The sequence below is a fragment of the Polaribacter aquimarinus genome, assembly GCF_003129485.1.
Lineage (GTDB): Bacteria > Bacteroidota > Bacteroidia > Flavobacteriales > Flavobacteriaceae > Polaribacter > Polaribacter aquimarinus.
Window position 1 is genome coordinate 686,839 of record NZ_QFFG01000002.1, and the last position, 17,958, is coordinate 704,796.

Annotated in this window: 15 protein-coding genes; 5 read left to right on the forward strand and 10 right to left on the reverse strand. The window is 30.4% G+C overall.

The window, feature by feature from the left end:
- Window positions 1–2 precede the first annotated feature (2 nt).
- Both DIS07_RS06660 and DIS07_RS06665 read right to left on the reverse strand, forming a co-directional pair.
- Window positions 3–725, reverse strand: a complete 723-nt coding sequence (locus DIS07_RS06660) for a geranylgeranylglyceryl/heptaprenylglyceryl phosphate synthase (RefSeq protein WP_109404438.1) — start codon at window positions 723–725, stop codon at window positions 3–5.
- 54 nt (window positions 726–779) lie between these two features.
- Window positions 780–1,406 carry a 4'-phosphopantetheinyl transferase family protein gene (locus tag DIS07_RS06665; protein WP_109404439.1) on the reverse strand — a complete coding sequence of 209 codons (627 nt, stop codon included), beginning with the start codon at window positions 1,404–1,406 and terminating at the stop codon, window positions 780–782.
- 63 nt (window positions 1,407–1,469) lie between these two features.
- Between DIS07_RS06665 and ahcY the strand changes: the two genes are divergently transcribed.
- The 3 genes from ahcY to DIS07_RS06680 all read left to right on the forward strand — a co-directional run bounded on the left by ahcY (window position 1,470) and on the right by DIS07_RS06680 (window position 4,809).
- The gene (gene ahcY, locus DIS07_RS06670) at window positions 1,470–2,783 is read left to right on the forward strand and encodes an adenosylhomocysteinase (RefSeq protein ID WP_109404440.1); all 1,314 of its coding nucleotides are present in this window, start codon (window positions 1,470–1,472) and stop codon (window positions 2,781–2,783) included.
- Between the two features lie 105 nt (window positions 2,784–2,888).
- A complete protein-coding gene (locus DIS07_RS06675; RefSeq protein WP_109404441.1) occupies window positions 2,889–3,350 on the forward strand; it encodes a DUF1569 domain-containing protein in 462 nt (153 codons plus the stop codon).
- Window positions 3,351–3,378: 28 nt separating this feature from the next.
- Window positions 3,379–4,809, forward strand: a complete 1,431-nt coding sequence (locus tag DIS07_RS06680) for an SLC13 family permease (RefSeq protein ID WP_109404442.1) — start codon at window positions 3,379–3,381, stop codon at window positions 4,807–4,809.
- Here DIS07_RS06680 and DIS07_RS06685 read toward each other — a convergent pair.
- From DIS07_RS06685 to lpdA, 7 genes are all read right to left on the reverse strand, one after another.
- A complete protein-coding gene (locus DIS07_RS06685) occupies window positions 4,806–6,341 on the reverse strand; it encodes a YifB family Mg chelatase-like AAA ATPase (RefSeq protein WP_109404574.1) in 1,536 nt (511 codons plus the stop codon). The genes DIS07_RS06680 and DIS07_RS06685 overlap by 4 nt on opposite strands.
- A gap of 89 nt (window positions 6,342–6,430) precedes the next feature.
- Window positions 6,431–9,010 (reverse strand): phosphoenolpyruvate carboxylase, encoded by a 2,580-nt coding sequence (locus DIS07_RS06690; RefSeq protein ID WP_109404443.1) that lies wholly within the window; start codon window positions 9,008–9,010, stop codon window positions 6,431–6,433.
- Window positions 9,011–9,193: 183 nt separating this feature from the next.
- Window positions 9,194–10,519 (reverse strand): tRNA lysidine(34) synthetase TilS, encoded by a 1,326-nt coding sequence (tilS, locus tag DIS07_RS06695; protein WP_109404444.1) that lies wholly within the window; start codon window positions 10,517–10,519, stop codon window positions 9,194–9,196.
- A gap of 22 nt (window positions 10,520–10,541) precedes the next feature.
- Window positions 10,542–10,778, reverse strand: a complete 237-nt coding sequence (locus DIS07_RS06700; RefSeq protein WP_109404445.1) for a hypothetical protein — start codon at window positions 10,776–10,778, stop codon at window positions 10,542–10,544.
- A 123-nt stretch (window positions 10,779–10,901) separates the two neighbouring features.
- Window positions 10,902–12,206: an anthranilate synthase component I family protein gene (locus tag DIS07_RS06705; protein ID WP_109404446.1), complete on the reverse strand. Its 1,305-nt coding sequence runs from the start codon at window positions 12,204–12,206 to the stop codon at window positions 10,902–10,904.
- A 20-nt stretch (window positions 12,207–12,226) separates the two neighbouring features.
- Window positions 12,227–13,411, reverse strand: coding sequence for a hypothetical protein (locus DIS07_RS06710; RefSeq protein WP_109404447.1), 1,185 nt, complete (start codon window positions 13,409–13,411; stop codon window positions 12,227–12,229).
- A gap of 110 nt (window positions 13,412–13,521) precedes the next feature.
- Window positions 13,522–14,922, reverse strand: a complete 1,401-nt coding sequence (gene lpdA, locus DIS07_RS06715) for a dihydrolipoyl dehydrogenase (RefSeq protein ID WP_109404448.1) — start codon at window positions 14,920–14,922, stop codon at window positions 13,522–13,524.
- Between the two features lie 98 nt (window positions 14,923–15,020).
- Between lpdA and DIS07_RS06720 the strand changes: the two genes are divergently transcribed.
- Together DIS07_RS06720 and DIS07_RS06725 are read left to right on the forward strand one after the other, a co-directional pair.
- Window positions 15,021–15,494 carry a heme-binding domain-containing protein gene (locus tag DIS07_RS06720; RefSeq protein WP_109404449.1) on the forward strand — a complete coding sequence of 158 codons (474 nt, stop codon included), beginning with the start codon at window positions 15,021–15,023 and terminating at the stop codon, window positions 15,492–15,494.
- Complete coding sequence (locus DIS07_RS06725) at window positions 15,495–16,739, forward strand: glycosyltransferase (RefSeq protein ID WP_109404450.1); 1,245 nt, start codon at window positions 15,495–15,497, stop codon at window positions 16,737–16,739. It begins immediately after the preceding gene.
- Here DIS07_RS06725 and DIS07_RS06730 read toward each other — a convergent pair.
- On the reverse strand, window positions 16,736–17,944 hold the full coding sequence (locus DIS07_RS06730; RefSeq protein ID WP_109404451.1) for a carboxypeptidase-like regulatory domain-containing protein: 1,209 nt from the start codon (window positions 17,942–17,944) through the stop codon (window positions 16,736–16,738). The genes DIS07_RS06725 and DIS07_RS06730 overlap by 4 nt on opposite strands.
- Window positions 17,945–17,958 lie beyond the last annotated feature (14 nt).

Below are 17,958 nucleotides of genomic sequence, written 5' to 3' on the forward strand. Positions count from 1 at the left end.
TCTTATTTTTTTAGTTGATTAAAAAAGTTTTCATCATTTTCAAAAACAGTACCAATAACGACTAAATCTGCTCCAGCTTTAAAAGCATTTACTAATTGTTGTTTGGAGCGAATTCCACCACCAACAATTATGGGAATAGAAATACTCTCAGAAACTTCTCTTATAATTTTTTGGCTGACGACCTTCGTCGCGCCTGAACCAGCTTCTAAATAAATGAGTTTTTTGCCAGAGAATTCTCCGGCTAAAGAAGTGTTTATAATCAAGTCTTTGTTTTCTTGCGGAATTGGTTTTGTGTTACTCACTTTTTGAGTTGCAGTTTCTTTGCCTCCATCAACTAAAATATATCCCGTAGGTAAAATTTCTAAATTGGTATTTTTTAAAATAGGAGCAGCTTTAATTTGTTGTTCAATTAAATACTCTGGGTTTCTACCAGAAAGTAAACTCAAAAATAGAATCCCGTCTGCTGTATTTGTGATTTGCGAAACATCACCAGGGAATAAAAGAACAGGTAAATGAGTTACTTTTTTAATTTTAGAAACAACAATTTCTATTTGATTGTCTTTATCTGTACTACCCCCCACAAAAATATAAGTCGCAATAGATTGGTGCACTTTTTCAAAAAAAGAAGGAATGTTTTCTAAATCGATTTTTTCAGGATCGATTAAAACGGCTAAGAGTTTCTTACCTTTCTTTTTTGCTTGTAAAATGTTTTGGTAGATATTCACGAATGCGAAAATACAAACTTTGCTACTTTGTAACTTTTAACTTTGAGACTTATTTTAATACGCAAACACACAAGTAAAACCTTCAAACTCTAAAAACTCAATGGTATATGAGCTTTCTTCACCATTATAACGAATTTCACCAGTAGTTTTTTCATCAGCAAATTTAAAATCTTCAATATAAATGTGGTGTAAAAACAAAAGTTTTTTCTTGCCATAAATTTTATACAAACTCTCTTTGGCTCCCCAAACAATGGTCAATTTAGAAATCATAGCATCAACATTAGCTATCGTTTTGTATTCTTCAATAGGTGTGAATTTATGTGCTATTTTTAAAATCTTTTCACGTTGTTTTTCAATATCAATACCAACAACAGATTTATAAGAGAAAATAATAGCGGTAAACTCAAATGAATGTGTAATAGAAATATAACGTCCGTTTGTTAAATGAGGTTTTCCAAACTCATCATAAATTAAATCAGCGTCTGCTAAGTTAATCTCTTTTAATAAATGTCTAATAGATAAAAACCCTTTCTGATGTAATTCTGATTTCATAGAATTCAACCTATTTTCACTGTTTTCAGAAAGTGTAATTCCAGTTTTTAAATCATCTAAAGATTCTTCAATTTTCCAAATAAGAACTTTAGTTTCAGCACTGATAGTTAATGTTTTGTAAAGAGCCATATTATTTAAATTCTATGTCGTAACTTTGCAATCGCAAAAATTAGAATATAAATATACATAAATATGAGTGCAACTACAGCATACGTACCATTTAAAGTTAAAGATATTTCTTTAGCAGACTGGGGAAGAAAAGAAATTGAATTGGCAGAAGCAGAAATGCCAGGACTAATGAGTTTAAGAGAAGAATACGGAGATTCTCAACCTTTAAAAGGGGCAAGAATTGCAGGATGTTTACATATGACTATCCAAACTGCAGTTTTAATTGAAACGTTACAAGCTTTAGGAGCAGAGGTAACTTGGAGTTCTTGTAATATTTTCTCAACTCAAGATCAAGCCGCCGCTGCAATTGCTGCTGCAGGCACACCAGTTTATGCTTGGAAAGGTATGAACGAAGAAGAATTTGATTGGTGTATTGAGCAAACTTTATTTTTTGGCGAAGACAAAAAGCCATTAAATATGATTTTAGATGATGGTGGAGATTTAACCAATATGGTTTTAGATAAATATCCTGAATTAGCTGCAGGAATCAATGGTTTGTCAGAAGAAACAACTACTGGAGTTCATAGATTATACGAGCGTGTAAAAAATGGAACACTACCAATGCCAGCAATCAATATTAACGATTCGGTTACAAAATCGAAATTTGATAATAAATACGGTTGTAAAGAATCTGCAGTTGATGCAATTCGCAGAGCAACAGATATTATGTTAGCTGGTAAAAGAGTTGTGGTTTGTGGTTATGGTGATGTTGGTAAAGGTACTGCTGCTTCTTTTAAAGGTGCAGGTTCTATTGTCACGGTTACAGAAATCGATCCAATTTGTGCGTTACAAGCCGCTATGGATGGTTTTGAAGTAAAGAAATTAGAAACTGTTATGGGGAATGCAGATATTATCATTACTACCACAGGAAACAAGGATATTGTTACAGCTAAACATTTTGAAGGTGTAAAAGACAAAACAATCATTTGTAACATTGGGCATTTTGATAACGAATTAGACATTGCTTGGTTAAATGAAAACTATGGTGATACGAAAGTAGAAATAAAGCCACAGGTAGATAAATACACAATTAACGGAAATGATATTATCATTTTAGCTGAAGGGCGTTTGGTAAACTTAGGTTGTGCAACTGGTCACCCAAGTTTTGTAATGAGTAACTCATTTACCAACCAAACTTTAGCACAAATTGAATTGTGGAACAATGCAGATGCTTACGGAAATGAAGTGTATATGTTACCAAAACATTTAGATGAAAAAGTAGCAAAATTGCACTTGGCTAAAATTGGTGTAGAATTGACAGAATTACGTTCTGATCAGGCAGAATATATTGGTGTTACTGTAGAAGGACCTTATAAGCCTGAGCATTATAGATACTAAGTATAGATTTTTTGAAGTAAGATTTTTTAGACTACTTCGCTTTTAGATATTTAAACCCTTGCATTCATTTGTGAGGGTTTTTTATATATTAGTTAAAAATTAAAAATGAATATTATTTCTTTAGAAAATAAATTAAATTCAATCGAAAACTACATTTCAGATTTCGAGCAAAGGAATTTAAAAATTTCTAAAGCTACTGTAGGTTGGCATTTAGACCATAGTTTAAAAGTGATAAATGCTGTGATTTCTTCAATGGAAAAATCAGACCCAAACTTATATCAAGATAATTTTAAGTTTTTGGGCAAACTATTATTAAGCCTCAACTTTTTCCCAAAAGGTAAAGCCAAAGCTCCTAAATATTTACTGCCTCCTGATACTATTTTAAAAGAAGAGATTGTATCTCAATTAAAATTAGCAAAAGAGAATATCAATAAAATAGAAAAATTGGATACCAATGTTTTTTTTAAACATCCTTTGTTTGGGAATGTAAATAAAAAGAGAGTTGTACCATTCTTAAATGCACATACAAATCATCATTTAAAAATTGTAAAAAGTATTTTGAAATAGTTATTTTGCCAAAGATTAATCAACTAAAATGCAACCCACAAAAAAAATAGGATTATTCTTAGGTCCACTTTTATTTTTTATCATTCAGTTTTTACCATTTACTTTAGTTTCAGAAACTGGAGATGCAGTGATTGCTGTTGCAAGTTGGATGGTTGTTTGGTGGATTACAGAAACTGTACACATCGCAGTCACAGCTTTATTACCACTCATATTATTTCCGTTGTTAAAAGTTATGCCTATTGCAGATGTTGGTGCTAATTATGGAAGTCCAATCATTTTTTTATTCTTTGGCGGTTTTGTGTTGGCTTTGGCTTTAGAGAAAGTAAATCTGCATAAAAGAATTGCTTTAAATATTGTAAAATTTACAGGTACAACTCCAGAAAAAGTAGTGTTGGGTTTTATGTTAGCAACCGCTTTTATGAGTATGTGGATTAGTAATACAGCAAGTACAGTTGTAATGTTACCGATTGCAATATCAGTAATTAAACTCTTAATAGATGACAAAGACGGATTTACAAAACGCGATAAAAACTTTGCATTAAGTATCATGTTAGGTATTGCTTTTGCAGCAAATGCAGGTGGAATAGCAACCGTTATTGGAACACCACCAAATTCGGTTTTAATAGGACTTTTAGAAAATCAATATAACATTCAAATATCCTTTTTAACGTGGATGAGTTTTGGTTTGCCATTTTCAATTTTGATGATTGCAACAGTTTATTTTGTCCTCGTAAAATGGATGTTTCCCTGCAAAGGAATTCTGTTTACATCATCAGCCAATTTAATTCACGAAGAAGTTGAGAAATTGGGTAAAATCTCTAAATCTGAAAAACGAGTGTTAACAGTTTTTGCAATCACCGTTTTTTTATGGATTACAAGAACATTAATCAATAGTGTTTTTCCTGAATTGAAATTATCGGACACCATTATCAGTTTAATTGGGGCAGTTTCTTTATTTGCAATTCCGATGAGCTTTAAAAAAGGAAACTTTATTTTAGAATGGAATGATACTAGCAAATTAGCTTGGGGAATTTTATTATTATTTGGAGGAGGTCTAGCTCTAGCCAAAGGAATGGCCTCCTCAGGTTTAGTCGCGTTAATTACAGATACAATTGCAGCAGGAAATTTCCCTGTTTTGCTCACGGTTTCTTTATTAATTGTATTGATGTTGTTTATGACAGAATTGATGAGCAATGTGGCTTTGGTGGCAGTTTTAGCTCCAGTTGTGGCAGGAATAGCAATTGGGTTAAACATCCCAATTTTGAACTTATTAATTCCTGTTACAATGGCAAGTAGTTGTGCATTTATGCTGCCAATGGCAACTCCACCCAATGCGATTGTTTTTGCCAGTGGTTATGTAAAAGTGAATCAAATGGTAAGAGCAGGAGTTATATTAAACTTAATCGCAGTTGGTTTATTGATTTTGTATTATCATTTTGTGATTCCGTTGTTTTTTTAACCCAACCATCCCTCTCTGTCCAAACTTCTATATTGTATGGCTTCTGCAATATGATCAGGAGAAATGTTTTCTGTATTTGCTAAATCTGCAATAGTTCTTGAGACTTTTAAAATACGGTCATAAGCTCTGGCAGAAAGGTTTAATTTTTCCATTGCCGTTTTTAAAAGTGTTAGACTTTCTGGAGATAATTTACAAAATTCACGAATCTGTTTTACACTCATTTGTGCATTATAATGCACGTTTTCAAAGTTTTTAAAACGCTCAGATTGAATTTCTCTTGCAGCAGAAACTCGCTTTCTAATTTCTACAGAAGATTCTCCTTTTCGTTCTTCAGATAATTTTTCAAACGGAACAGGAGTTACTTCTATATGAATGTCTATTCTATCTAATAAAGGTCCTGATATTTTACTCAAATAACGTTGCATTTCTTGTGGAGAAGAGGTCATTGGCGAGTTTGGATCATTAAAAAAACCTGACGGAGAAGGGTTCATGCTTGCCACCAACATAAAACTGCTTGGATAGGTTACTGTAAATTTTGCTCTAGAAATAGTTACTTCTCTGTCTTCTAAAGGTTGACGCATTACTTCTAAAACTTCTCTTTTAAATTCTGGTAATTCGTCTAAAAACAAAACCCCATTATGAGATAAAGAAATTTCTCCAGGTCTTGGATATTGTCCACCTCCAACAAGAGCAACATTTGAAATCGTGTGATGTGGACTTCTAAAAGGTCTTGCATACAATAATCCCTCATTTTTAGTTTTACCAACCACAGAATGAATTTTAGTAGTCTCTAATGCTTCGTGCAAAGTCATTGGTGGAAGTATAGAAGGTAATCGTTTTGCCAACATTGTTTTTCCAGACCCAGGAGGTCCAATCAGAATAATATTGTGCCCACCAGCAGCAGCAATTTCCATACAACGTTTTATAGATTCTTGTCCTTTTACATCAGAAAAATCAAACTCAGGAAAATCGATGTTTTTATAAAATTCTGCTCTGGTATCAACAATCGTAGGTTCAATTTTTACATCACCATTAAAATGATTGATGACCTCCATAATGTTGTTCACTCCTAAAACTTCTAAATTGTCTACAATGGCAGCTTCTTTAGCATTTTCTTTTGGTAAAATAAAATGTTTAAATCCTTCTTCTCTAGCTTTTATGGCAATTGGTAAAGCACCTTTTATTGGTTGTAAACTTCCGTCTAAAGAAAGTTCTCCCATAATAATATAATCACTGATGTTTTCGGATTTAATTTGGTTAGAAGCTGCTAAAATTCCTGTGGCTAAAGTTAAATCATAAGAAGCGCCTTCTTTTCTAATATCAGCCGGAGCCATATTAATAATAATTTTCTTTCCAGGAAGTTTATAATTGTTATTGTTTAGTGCTGCTGAGATTCTGTAAGAGCTTTCGCTAACCGCTTTATCGGGTAAACCTACTAGGTGATAGCCAATTCCTTTATCAATATTTACTTCAACAGTAATTGTAGTGGCTTCAATACCAAAAACGGCAGAACCATAGACTTTAACAAGCATTCTTTTTTCTTTAAAAGTAAAAAAAAATAAGGCATAAAAAAAATGCAATCAAAAAATGATTGCATTTTATAAATTTATTCCAAAAACTGTTACGCAGAGTTTCTACTTGCATTAATATTACCAAATAAAGAACGCATAACCATTTTTTCGTAAACTTCTAACTCTTCTGAGTTAGCATCGGATTTTTGAAGCTCCTGAATTTTCTTTAGCGCATATTGCTGAATGGTTAAAAGTGGCAATACAATTTGCTCTCTAATCTCAATTGATGCTTTTCCTACAGGGAAGTTCTCCATTAACTCAGTATGACCAGTTAATTTTAAAAGTAATCTTTTAGTAGTTTTATATTCTTCATAGATTAATTTCCAGAATTCTCCAAACTCTTCATCTTCTGCCATATAAGAAGTTAAACCAAAGAAAGATTTTGTTAAGCTCATAACGCTATTCTCTAATAAAGTTCTCAGGAAATCTGAAGAATTGTAAAAATCTACTACTTCATCAAATCTATCAGTTTCTTCATATTTTTTTAAAGCAGTACCAACACCAAAGAAACCTGGAACATTTTGTTTTAACTGACTCCAACTTCCAACAAAAGGTATGGCTCTTAGTTGAGAGAAATCTAAAGTATCTGAGTTAGAACGTTTACTTGGTCTACTTCCAATATTGGTTTTTGCGTAGTATTTTAAAGTACTCATTCTCTCTAAATACGGTAAAAACATAGGATGTTTTTTAAAGTCTACATAGGCTTGGTAACTGGTATTAGCCATATCATCCATTAACTTTCTATGTTCTTTATTTAGCTGATCTTTATTAAAAATATCATTTTTAATTCCAGAACTCAACAATTGTTCTAAGTTGTATTGAGATGATTGTATAGTACCAAAATTAGAACTAATGGTTTGTCCTTGTATGGTTAACTGAATTTCTTTATCCTCTATTGTTGGTCCTAAAGAAGCGTAAAACTGGTGTGTTTTTCCTCCTCCACGTGCTGGTGGACCTCCACGACCGTCGAAGAATATTACTTCAATATCAAATTCTCTAGAAACTTTTGTTAAAGCCTCTTTTGCTTTAAAAATACCCCAATTGGCCATTAAATAACCACCATCTTTAGTTCCATCAGAAAAACCACACATAATAGTTTGTTTGTTTTTTCTTTTTGATAAATGATGTCTATACACTTTATTAGAGTACAAAGTACGCATTACTTCTTCTGCATTTTGCAAATCTTCTACAGTTTCGAAAAGTGGAATTACATCTACTGGTAATTCACTTTCGAAACCACAAAGGTTTAACATTGCAAATGTTTCCATTACATTTAATGCAGTTTGGTTATTACTAATAATGTAACGATTTGCACCACGCTCTCCATTTCTTTGTTGAATGGTTTTAAGGGCATAAATAGATTCAATAGTTTTAACAGAAACCTCATCTGTTAAAATACCTGGATCTACACTTCCTTTAACTGAAGAAAGAATTTTTATTTGTTCTTCTTCAGAAAGACTTAAGTAGTTTTTTGGAAAAGTATTATCTCCTGTTTCTTGTAAATCTTTTACGATTTGAACAAATGCTTTATGATGCACTCTACTATCTTGTCTGATGTCTAAAGTTGCAAAATGGAATCCAAAAATTCTTACTTTATTGATAAAATCATTTAATTCTTCTACAAATAAAGATTGATGATCATTTACAATGATTTCTCTTGCTGCATATAATTCTTCTAAAAGAATTTTTTGAGAAAAATTAACTTTAGTATAACTTCTTACTACGTGTTTGTATAATCTTTTTTCTACACGTGCTAAAATATCTTGAACTCCATCAAAAGTAAAACGTCTTTTTAAACGTCTAACATCTCTGTAATAACTTCTTAATACAGTTTGACGCAGTCTTTCTGCAACATCTAGAGTAATTTGTGTTGTTACAAAAGGGTTTCCATCTCTATCACCACCAGGCCAAAAACCAAGATCAATAATTTCGTTATCTATTGGTTTTCCATCATAAATATGATGTTGTATATAATTATAGATTTTTGGAACAGAATGATAAAATACGTGTTCTAAATACCAAACTAAACTTACAGCTTCATCAAAAGGAGTTGGTTTAGCTTTTTTGTAAAAAGGAGTTTTCCCTAATTGCGCCAACAATTTTTTAATCAATAATAAATCGTCTTTTTGTATTGCTTTGTCCAAGTCTGTAATAATCCCTAAAACAGAACCAGGATAAAATTGTGTTGGATGTGCAGTTAATACTATGCGTACTTTAAAATCTTCTAAATAAGCTTTAAGTTGATCTTTTTTATTGCTTAAAGTTGCAGATTCTTTAGAACTTCTTAAAGTACCAAAACCATCCATATTATTAACAATAGGGAAAGCTGCATCTTCAATAGCATCAAACAAAACCACTTGACGCTCTATAAATTGAATAAAACGAAATAGTAAATCTGTTTTTTCTTTTTCTGATGGATTTTCTTGATATTTTTTAAAGAAATGTTCTATTATTTCTGTAGGGTTTTTCTCTAATTGAAAACCTTTATCGCATACTTTGTGCAATAGTGGAAGTAAAACTCCAGTATCATCTATAGTATCAAATGGAAGTGTAGTAAAAATACTATTGTATATCTGATACTTAGAAAGTACATTTTCATTAAATCTCTGTAACTTGGGTAAACTGCTCATAATTGATTGATTTTACGGAATAAAATTACAAAAAAGGCTAATGATAGAAGCTACCTTTTTATCAATAATTACTTAAATAATTACGAAAACGATATAAATTTATCCTTTTTTTAATGAAATGTTTATTTTCTAATCTACTTTGTTGGTTTTGTTTTAGTTTAAACTCAAAACAAGGAGCCTAAATTAAGGTATAAAAGAGATTTTTAATATTTTTGTTGTATCTTTTTTAGCAAGGTATCTATTGTCTTGCCTTAAACCAACAATCCATAAAATATTATTGTGTTTATCACAAAGTAACCAAGTGTTTTCTTTTTGAAAAAGAGATAGTTTTTCATCTTTAAAATACTTACTTAGTTTCTTTTTTCCTTTCATATTCGATGGATAAAAAACATCTCCTTCTACCCATTTTCTGAGCTTCAATGGAAAAGAAATGGCTTCTCTATTTACATAAATTGTTGCCTTATTTTTTAAAGAACAATCTTTAACTATTTTAAATGTTATATGAATTGGATATTTAATTTCTAGTTGATTCTCAATGATTTCAACTTCTTTTAAATTGGTATTATCAGTTTTTTTAGAGAGTATTAAAAAATCTCGATCTTTAAGTAAAATATGAGTTTTAGAGAAAACTTGTTTACCAGACTGTGCAGAAAGTAAATTGTAAACATCATTCCACTCTGTAAAGTTATATTCTTTTAAAAATCGGTATAAGTAAGCTTTTGGATTAGAAAGTTGATTGATTTTTTTAATATTAAATTTCACCAAATCTTGTCCGCAAGAGAAATCTTTCTGAATTATGTTTTTAGAAACCTCTGAGATTCTATCTTCAAGAATTTGCTGACTTTCTTCCAAATGAGCTGTCGTTTTTGCAAAAGATTCTAGTAAACTAGGGTTAATTTCTTTTAAAACTGGTACAACTTTATGTCTAATTTTATTCCTAATATATTTGATTGAAGCATTACTTTTATCTTCTCTCCAATAAATATTATTTTTTTTAGCAAAAGAAATAATTTCATCACGAGAAAATGTTAATAACGGACGAACAATATTACCATTTACATCTGGAATTCCTGTTAAACCCTCTAAACCAGTGCCACGACTTAAATTGATTAAAAAAGTCTCTAAATTATCATCAGCATGATGCGCAGTTAAAACATAATTAAATTGATGTTTTTCAGCGATTTCTTTAAACCAAGAATAACGTAAATTTCTTGCAGCAATTTGAGTAGATTGTTTGTTTTTAGCAGCAAATTTTTCAGTTTCAAATCGAGTTGTAAATGTTTTAATATTTAATAGTTTTCCTATTTTTTTAACAAATTCTTCATCTAAATTACTTTCTGTATCTCTTAGTTTAAAGTTGCAGTGCGCTAAAGCAATAGTAAAATTTAATTTTGATAAAAGATGAGTTAACACTACAGAATCAACTCCTCCAGAAATAGCAATCAATAGTTTTTTACCCTTTAAAAAAGGAAATTTATTATCGATGTGATGTAAGAATTTTTGCTGCATTTACAGTCCAAAAATACCATTTTTATTTTTGAGATTTTAGCCATATTCGAATCTCTTTTCTAAGAGAAACTTCTGGTTTTGGTAACGGAATTGTTTTTCCAAATTGTTTACTTCTGTTAAACTTAGTAAATGTAGTTTTTAATTGTTTCCATTCCTCTGGATAAAGTTTTAAAAAACCATTGAATATATTTTGTTCGGCTGGTTTTTCATTTAAACTTTCTACTATTTTTTGGAACTTTTGGTTTTTGTTAAAAATCATCGAAATCTATATGGTTATAATCTTTAGTTTCATAATCATTCTTGTACTTTTTAGAATTATCTGATTTTGTAAAAAGGTATAAAGATAGACTCATTATAAAGCTTATATATACAATTTAGAATTCTATTTAGAATTTAGTAAAACATATTTCATTGCTTTGGCTTTCAGTAAGCATTCTTCATATTCTTTTTCTGGGATAGATTTAGCAGTGATAGCACCTCCAACAGAATAAGAAATATATTTTTTAGATTGATTATAGAGAATACTTCGAATAATTACGTTAAAATCAAAATCATTATTAGGTGTAAAATATCCAATAGTTCCAGAATACAAACCACGTTTGGTTTCTTCTAAATTTTCGATGATTTTCATGGCAGAAACTTTAGGAGCACCAGTCATACTTCCCATCGGAAAAGTATCTTTAATTACATCAACTGGATGAGTTTCTGTTATATTAATTTCTGAAACTACAGTAGAAATCATTTGATGAACTTGTTTAAAAGAATATACTTTACAAAGTTCTTCTACTTTTACACTTCCTTTTTTGGCAGATTTAGATAAATCGTTTCTAACCAAATCTACAATCATTACATTTTCTGCACGTTCTTTTTCATCACGCCCCAAATCATTAGCAATTTGTTTATCATCTATTTCACTTACTAATCTTTTTGCAGTTCCTTTAATAGGTTGAGAAATTATTTTTGATCCTTCTTTTCGAATATATCTTTCAGGAGAAGCACACAAAGCAAATTGGTCATCATTTTTAAAAAAAGAAGCAAAAGGGGGTTCAGAAATTTGATTCAAATGCTTATAAACTTCTACAGGGTCTATGGTACTGTTCTCAGCATAAAATTCCTGACAAAAATTGGCTTCATATATGTCTCCTCTATGAATGTGATCTAATACTTTTGTAACCTTAGTATGATATTCATCTTTATGAATTCTTAGTTTTATTTTGATATCAGTTATAGATTCTTTGATTTTAAAATTTTTAGTTCTTTGGATTTCCTTAAAATCCTTTTCAATTTCATCATCAACCAAATGTAAATACTGGAACTCGATAGAATTATCTTTGATAAAAATTATTTTTTTTGGTTGAAAAAAATATAAATCTGCAAAATTTAATTCATCTATATTCTCTGAAGAAAGTTGTTCAACATCATTTTTAACATCGTAGGTAATGTATCCGAAAATATAATCCTTTACTAAAGATTGATATTCTTTTAATTTATCAAAAGCATTGTAAAAATCTGTTTTTATAGAAGTAAAATCATCGACAGCTAAAGCGCAATCAAAATTTGAATATTGCTGGTCATATTTGTTAGAATCTAGCCAAATTAGAGTTTGAAATTGCTGAGACCAAGACAAGAGATTGTTTTTAAAATCATCGAGACCATCAATAGAAAAAGTTTTTACAGTTCTTTGCATAAAGCACAAAAATACAAAGGTTAATTTTTAAATATAGGAATTTTAAGACTGATTCCTGTCTGTACGTCTGGAGCATTATTTACGGCTAAATCTTCTTTTAAATAGAGTGATAATTTAAAGTTCTCTCTTCCATAAGTGTACACCCAAGTCCAAGCAGATTGCTGAAAATACAATTGCTGAAAACCGTTTTGCCATCCTGCATTAATTTCTTGCCATTTACCAACAAATTGAACAAAACTATATTCTTGCTTTTTGTTAAAACGAGTTTGATAGTTGTAGTTTACCGCAATCGAGTTGTAATTTCCTTTTTTGGTGTATTTGGTAAATTCAAACATGGCTTCTAAACTACCCAAAAAATTATTATTACCTAGAATTACTGATTTTTTAAATTTTATTGCATTTTTTCTTAATACACTCGCTCCGAATGCAGTCCTAATTTCATTTGTGTTTTTAAGGCTCCATTTTTTTATAATGTTTGATGATAAACCTAAATCTATTGAAGGATTATGTTTCGAAGTATTTACCCCTAAATGCGAACCAAAATTTAACTGAATTTTTTTACTTTTTAGAGCTTTAAAATCTGGATAATAAAAATAATTAAATTCTATTCCGGCTAGTAAAAATTGCCCGTCAGTTAATTCTAATTTACGCCCATTTCTGTCTTGATAACTAATGTTTACTTGATTTAATCCATAATATCTTCTACCAAAAGGATCTTCTCCTCCTGCAATATTAGAGTGAAACCATTCTATAGATTCATCACTTGAAAAAAAAGAAAAAGGATATTTACCTTTAGTAACTAAATAGGAACGAAATGTAATTCCTAATTCATGATTTTTAGCAATTTTTGTATTAAAATCAATTCTAAATTCTTTAAAAACAGCGTCTATGATAATATTTTCATATTCAGCAGGAGTGGTTTGTTGATCTTTCCAAAAGTGCCTATTAAACCATACTTGACCACTCATAAGTTGTCGGGTAGTTTTATCTTTTGGAATGTACATTTCTACAAAAGGGTGAAACGTATTGCCGCTTGCATAAGAGAAGTTTAAAGCGGCATTTTTGGGTGGTTTAATTTTAAAATTTTGATTGATTCTTGCAGAAAATATTCCAAAGTGATGTGTTGGGAGTAGACTAGGTTTGTCTATCCCATTTTTTAAATTAAGAGAATCTTTTTTTTGTCCAGAAATGGAACTTGAAATCATAATAATGAAAAGAAGAAACATCTTTTTCTGCATTTTGTAAAAATACATCAATGATTAAGAATAAAAAAAAGCAACCCTATTGGGTTGCTTTTTTATTTATTTTTTTAAAACTACGCATTTAATGGCTTACCATCCCAAGCGGCTTTTGCAGCTTCTTTAACGGCTTCTGAGTATGTAGGATGACCGTGACAAATTCTTGCTAAATCTTCTGCAGAGGCTCTGTATTCCATAGCAACAGCAGCTTCCATGATTAAGTCTGCAACTCTTGCACCTACCATATGAACTCCTAAAACTTCATCTGTGTTTTTATCAGCCAAAACTTTTACAAAACCATCAATATCCCCACTTGCACGAGACCTACCTAAAGCTCTCATAGAGAACTTACCTGCTTTGTATGCAACTCCAGCTTCTTTTAGTTCATCTTCTGTTTTACCAACAGCAGCAACTTCTGGCCATGTATATACAATTCCTGGAATTAAATTATAATTGATATGAGGTTTTTCACCGGCTAAATATTCAGCTACAACAACCCCTTCTTCTTCTGCTTTATGAGCTAACATAGCACCTTTAACCACATCTCCAATTGCATAAATATTACTAACATTAGTTTGTAAATGATTGTTTACAGCTATTTGTCCGCGTTCATTTACTTCAACACCAACTTTTTCTAAACCTAAACCAGCTGTATACGCTTTTCTACCAACAGCAACTAAACAATAGTCTCCTGTAAACTCTACCTCGACACCCTTTTTATTTGTTGCTTTTACAACAACTTCATCACCATTTCTCTCAACAGCAGAAACTCCATGACTCACTGCAAATTTAATTCCTTGTTTTTTTAGAACTTTTTGCAATTCTTTAGAAACATCTGCATCCATAGTTGGTGTTATTTTTGGTGCATATTCTACAACAGTAACATCTGCACCCAGACGTTTATATACAGAACCTAATTCTAAGCCAATTACACCACCTCCAATTACAATTAAGTGTTTTGGAACTTCTTTTAATTTTAAAGCTTCTGTAGAGGTGATAATACGTTCTTTATCAATAGAAATAAAAGGTAAAGTTGATGGTTTTGAACCGGTTGCAATAATGATATTTACTCCTTCGATTACTTCTGATGATCCATCATTTTTAGTGATTTTAACGTGTGTTGCATCTTCAAAAGACCCTAAACCTTCATATACATCAATGTTATTTTTGTCCATTAAGTATTTGATTCCTCCAGTAGTAGTTTCAACAACTTTTGCTTTTCTTTCGACCATCTTTCCAAAATCAAAAGTTGGTTTTTCTACAGAAATACCATGCTCTTCAAAATGATGAATTGCATCATAATAATGGTGAGAAGAATCTAACAAAGCTTTAGAAGGAATACATCCAACATTTAAACAAGTTCCTCCCAAGGTTGCATACTTTTCTATAATAGCAACTTTTTTCCCTAATTGAGATGCTCTAACTGCAGCAATATATCCTCCAGGACCAGAACCAATAACAATGATATCGTATTTCATAAGTGATTTAAATTTTGAAAAACAAAAATAAGTATATTTTTATAGACTTAAAGGAGAATTGATTAGTTTTACGTTATTGAAATTTAAAACTTTTATTTATGAAAATTATTAAAAAAATCGGCTGGTTTTTATTGATTATACTAATTATCGCGCAATTTTTTGGACCAGAGAAAAATGAAGGAAGTATAGAAACTGTTAACGCGTTTATTGCTGAGACAAACCCGCCATCAGAAGTTCATAAAATTTTAAAGGAAAGTTGTTTTGATTGCCATTCAGCAAAAACAAAATACCCTTGGTATAATTCAATTACACCAATTAATTACTGGTTAGCAGATCATGTAAAAGACGGTAAAAAACATTTAAATTTTTCGAAATGGAGTTCTTACTCTTTAAAAAAGAAAGAGCATAAGATGGATGAGTTATATGAAGAGGTAGAAAAAGGTGAAATGCCTTTAAATTCTTACACATGGACACATGCTGAAGCAAATCTATCTCAAGAACAAATTAATGCTATTGTAGCTTGGGGAAAAAAGGTTCAAGCAGAATATAAGCAGCAACTGAAAGCAAAATAGTTGACAAAACAGTCTGTTTTAATTATCGGTTATGTTTGGGTAGAACCTAATTCTTCTGCAGCAGGAAGTAGAATGATGCAGTTAATCAACCAGTTTTTAAATCAAAATTGGAAGATTACTTTTGTTTCACCATCACATAAAAGCGAAAATGCAAGTGATTTGAATTCTTTAGGAGTTGATGAAGTTTCTATTGAATTGAATAACCCATCTTTTGATGATTTTATAAAAAAGTTGCAACCAACAATTGTAGTATTCGATCGTTTTATGATGGAAGAACAATTTGGCTGGAGAGTTGCAGAAAATTGTCCAAATGCTTTACGAATCTTAGATACAGAAGATTTACATTTTTTAAGAAAAACACGTCATCAACAATTAAAAAAAAGAGAAGAATTTACAACTGAAACTCTTTTGAAATCTGATGATACAAAAAGAGAAATTGCTTCTATTTTAAGATGCGATTTGTCTTTAATCATCTCTACTTTTGAAATGGACTTGCTAAAGAATGTATTTAAAATTGATGAAGAAATTCTATATTATTTACCTTTTTTATTGGAAACAATAGACGAGCATCAAACTAAAAAATGGAAACCTTTTGAAGAAAGAAAAAACTTTGTTTTTATCGGCAATTTCTTTCACAAGCCAAATGTAAATGCAGTTCTTACTTTAAAAAAACATATCTGGCCGTCAATTAAAAAATTGCTCCCAAAAGCAGAAATCCATATTTATGGAGCTTACATTAACCAACAAATAGAACAATTACAAAATCCTAAAGAAGGGTTTATTATTAAAGGTTTTGCAGATAATGCAAAAGATGTTGTAGGAAATGCAAAAGTTGTTTTAGCTCCGTTAAGATTTGGTGCAGGTATAAAAGGAAAACTTACAGAAGCTATGATTTGCGGAACGCCAAGTGTTACGACTTCAATTGGAGCAGAAGGGATGTCTGGAGCGTTAACATGGAATGGTTGTATTGAAGATGATTTTTATAATTTTGCTTTGTCTGCATCGCGATTGTATAAGAATAAGTCACAATGGAAAAATGCACAATTGGCGGGTGTAGAAATTATCAATACGATTTATAATAAAAAAAAATTGAGTCAACCTTTTATCAATCACATTAAAAATCTTCTTGATAATTTAGATGCTCATAGAACCCATAATTTTTTTGGAAGCTTGTTACAACATCAAACATTACAAGCTACAAAGTATATGAGTAAATGGATTGAGTTTAAAAACAAAGTGAATTAATCTTTTTTAGGGTTATAATCTAATGGTAAAAAATTAGCAAATCTTTCAAAAGCCCAATAACCTTCGTAGACTAAATCTAAAGGATTGTCTAATATTCCATTTTTATCAATTAATATAGGTCTAGTTGTCGGAATTATAGTAGACATTTGTGGACGGAATTTTAAAGAAGACTCTAAGCCTCTTCTTCTATAGTTCTTTTCTTCTTTTTCTTTTTTGTAAATTACCAATAGATTATTTTTAAAATCTAACCTAAGTTTACCTTCCTTTTTTACTAGAATATCTTTAGATTTTAAGTCTTTTTTATAAATAGAATCTTTTAGTTTAGGTAAGTTACTTTTTCTTATGGTTACAAGAGCAGAGTCAATATCAGTGACTGGATTTTCAATTTTTCTACTGAAATTTATTGTTTTTTTGTATGAAGTGATTTTTTTTCGCGCTTTTTTAATTTCAGTATCCGATGGTCTTTCTTTGTTTGGTAACCTTATAAACTGTTCTATAACAAAACCTTCTCTTTTAACTCTGTTTGCAAGAATAGATTTTAAAAAATGATTTACTGAACCGTTGTAAGTTACTAATCTATTTTTTTTCCAAGTTCTTTTTTTATGCTTACTTCCTTGTAGGTTTTTAAATTGAGAATACCCTAAAGATTTCACAAAGTCTTTTTCGACAGAAAAATACACCAAATCATAAGTAATTGAGTACCCAAGACCATTATGTCTAATGATTAAAGGTGCTTTTGTAAATGCATTAAAAATATTATCCTTTGAATTGTAATAAAAAAATAATGTCTTAGGATTTATTATTTTACAATCCTTGGAAAGTTTAGTATTCCCAAAGAATTCTCTATAAAACCTTTTTAGGTTAGCCTTCCATTTTTTATCATATTTGATTTTTTTTAAGACCACTTCATCAAGAGTATATCTATTCTCTTCTAATGCAAAAACAAGAGGTTTCTTATACTCATTTGTATATAAATTGTAACGAATAGTCTTGTAGCCTAAATAAGAAATGATTAACTCAAAATGACCTTCTTCTGTTTTTATTGAAAATTCACCTTCAGAATTTGTAGTTGTTCCCACCATTGTACTGTTAAAATAAATAGCAGCGCCTTCAAGTGGGCCTTTACTGTCATAAACTTTACCTTTAATATTAACTTGAGAAAAAGAACAATGAAAAACTAAGAAAAATAAAAATCGAATTTTCATTTGATAAAAATAAT

What these genes read in the sequence shown, in the direction of transcription:
- DIS07_RS06710 (WP_109404447.1), bottom strand. Translation starts at nt 13,411, where the DNA reads ATGATTTCAAGTTCCATTTCTGGACAAAAAAAAGATTCTCTTAATTTA.
- DIS07_RS06730 (WP_109404451.1), bottom strand. Translation starts at nt 17,944, where the DNA reads ATGAAAATTCGATTTTTATTTTTCTTAGTTTTTCATTGTTCTTTTTCT.
- DIS07_RS06675 (WP_109404441.1), top strand. Translation starts at nt 2,889, where the DNA reads ATGAATATTATTTCTTTAGAAAATAAATTAAATTCAATCGAAAACTAC.
- lpdA (WP_109404448.1), bottom strand. Translation starts at nt 14,922, where the DNA reads ATGAAATACGATATCATTGTTATTGGTTCTGGTCCTGGAGGATATATT.
- DIS07_RS06680 (WP_109404442.1), top strand. Translation starts at nt 3,379, where the DNA reads ATGCAACCCACAAAAAAAATAGGATTATTCTTAGGTCCACTTTTATTT.
- DIS07_RS06705 (WP_109404446.1), bottom strand. Translation starts at nt 12,206, where the DNA reads ATGCAAAGAACTGTAAAAACTTTTTCTATTGATGGTCTCGATGATTTT.
- DIS07_RS06690 (WP_109404443.1), bottom strand. Translation starts at nt 9,010, where the DNA reads ATGAGCAGTTTACCCAAGTTACAGAGATTTAATGAAAATGTACTTTCT.
- tilS (WP_109404444.1), bottom strand. Translation starts at nt 10,519, where the DNA reads ATGCAGCAAAAATTCTTACATCACATCGATAATAAATTTCCTTTTTTA.
- ahcY (WP_109404440.1), top strand. Translation starts at nt 1,470, where the DNA reads ATGAGTGCAACTACAGCATACGTACCATTTAAAGTTAAAGATATTTCT.
- DIS07_RS06700 (WP_109404445.1), bottom strand. Translation starts at nt 10,778, where the DNA reads ATGATTTTTAACAAAAACCAAAAGTTCCAAAAAATAGTAGAAAGTTTA.
- DIS07_RS06685 (WP_109404574.1), bottom strand. Translation starts at nt 6,341, where the DNA reads ATGCTTGTTAAAGTCTATGGTTCTGCCGTTTTTGGTATTGAAGCCACT.
- DIS07_RS06665 (WP_109404439.1), bottom strand. Translation starts at nt 1,406, where the DNA reads ATGGCTCTTTACAAAACATTAACTATCAGTGCTGAAACTAAAGTTCTT.
- DIS07_RS06720 (WP_109404449.1), top strand. Translation starts at nt 15,021, where the DNA reads ATGAAAATTATTAAAAAAATCGGCTGGTTTTTATTGATTATACTAATT.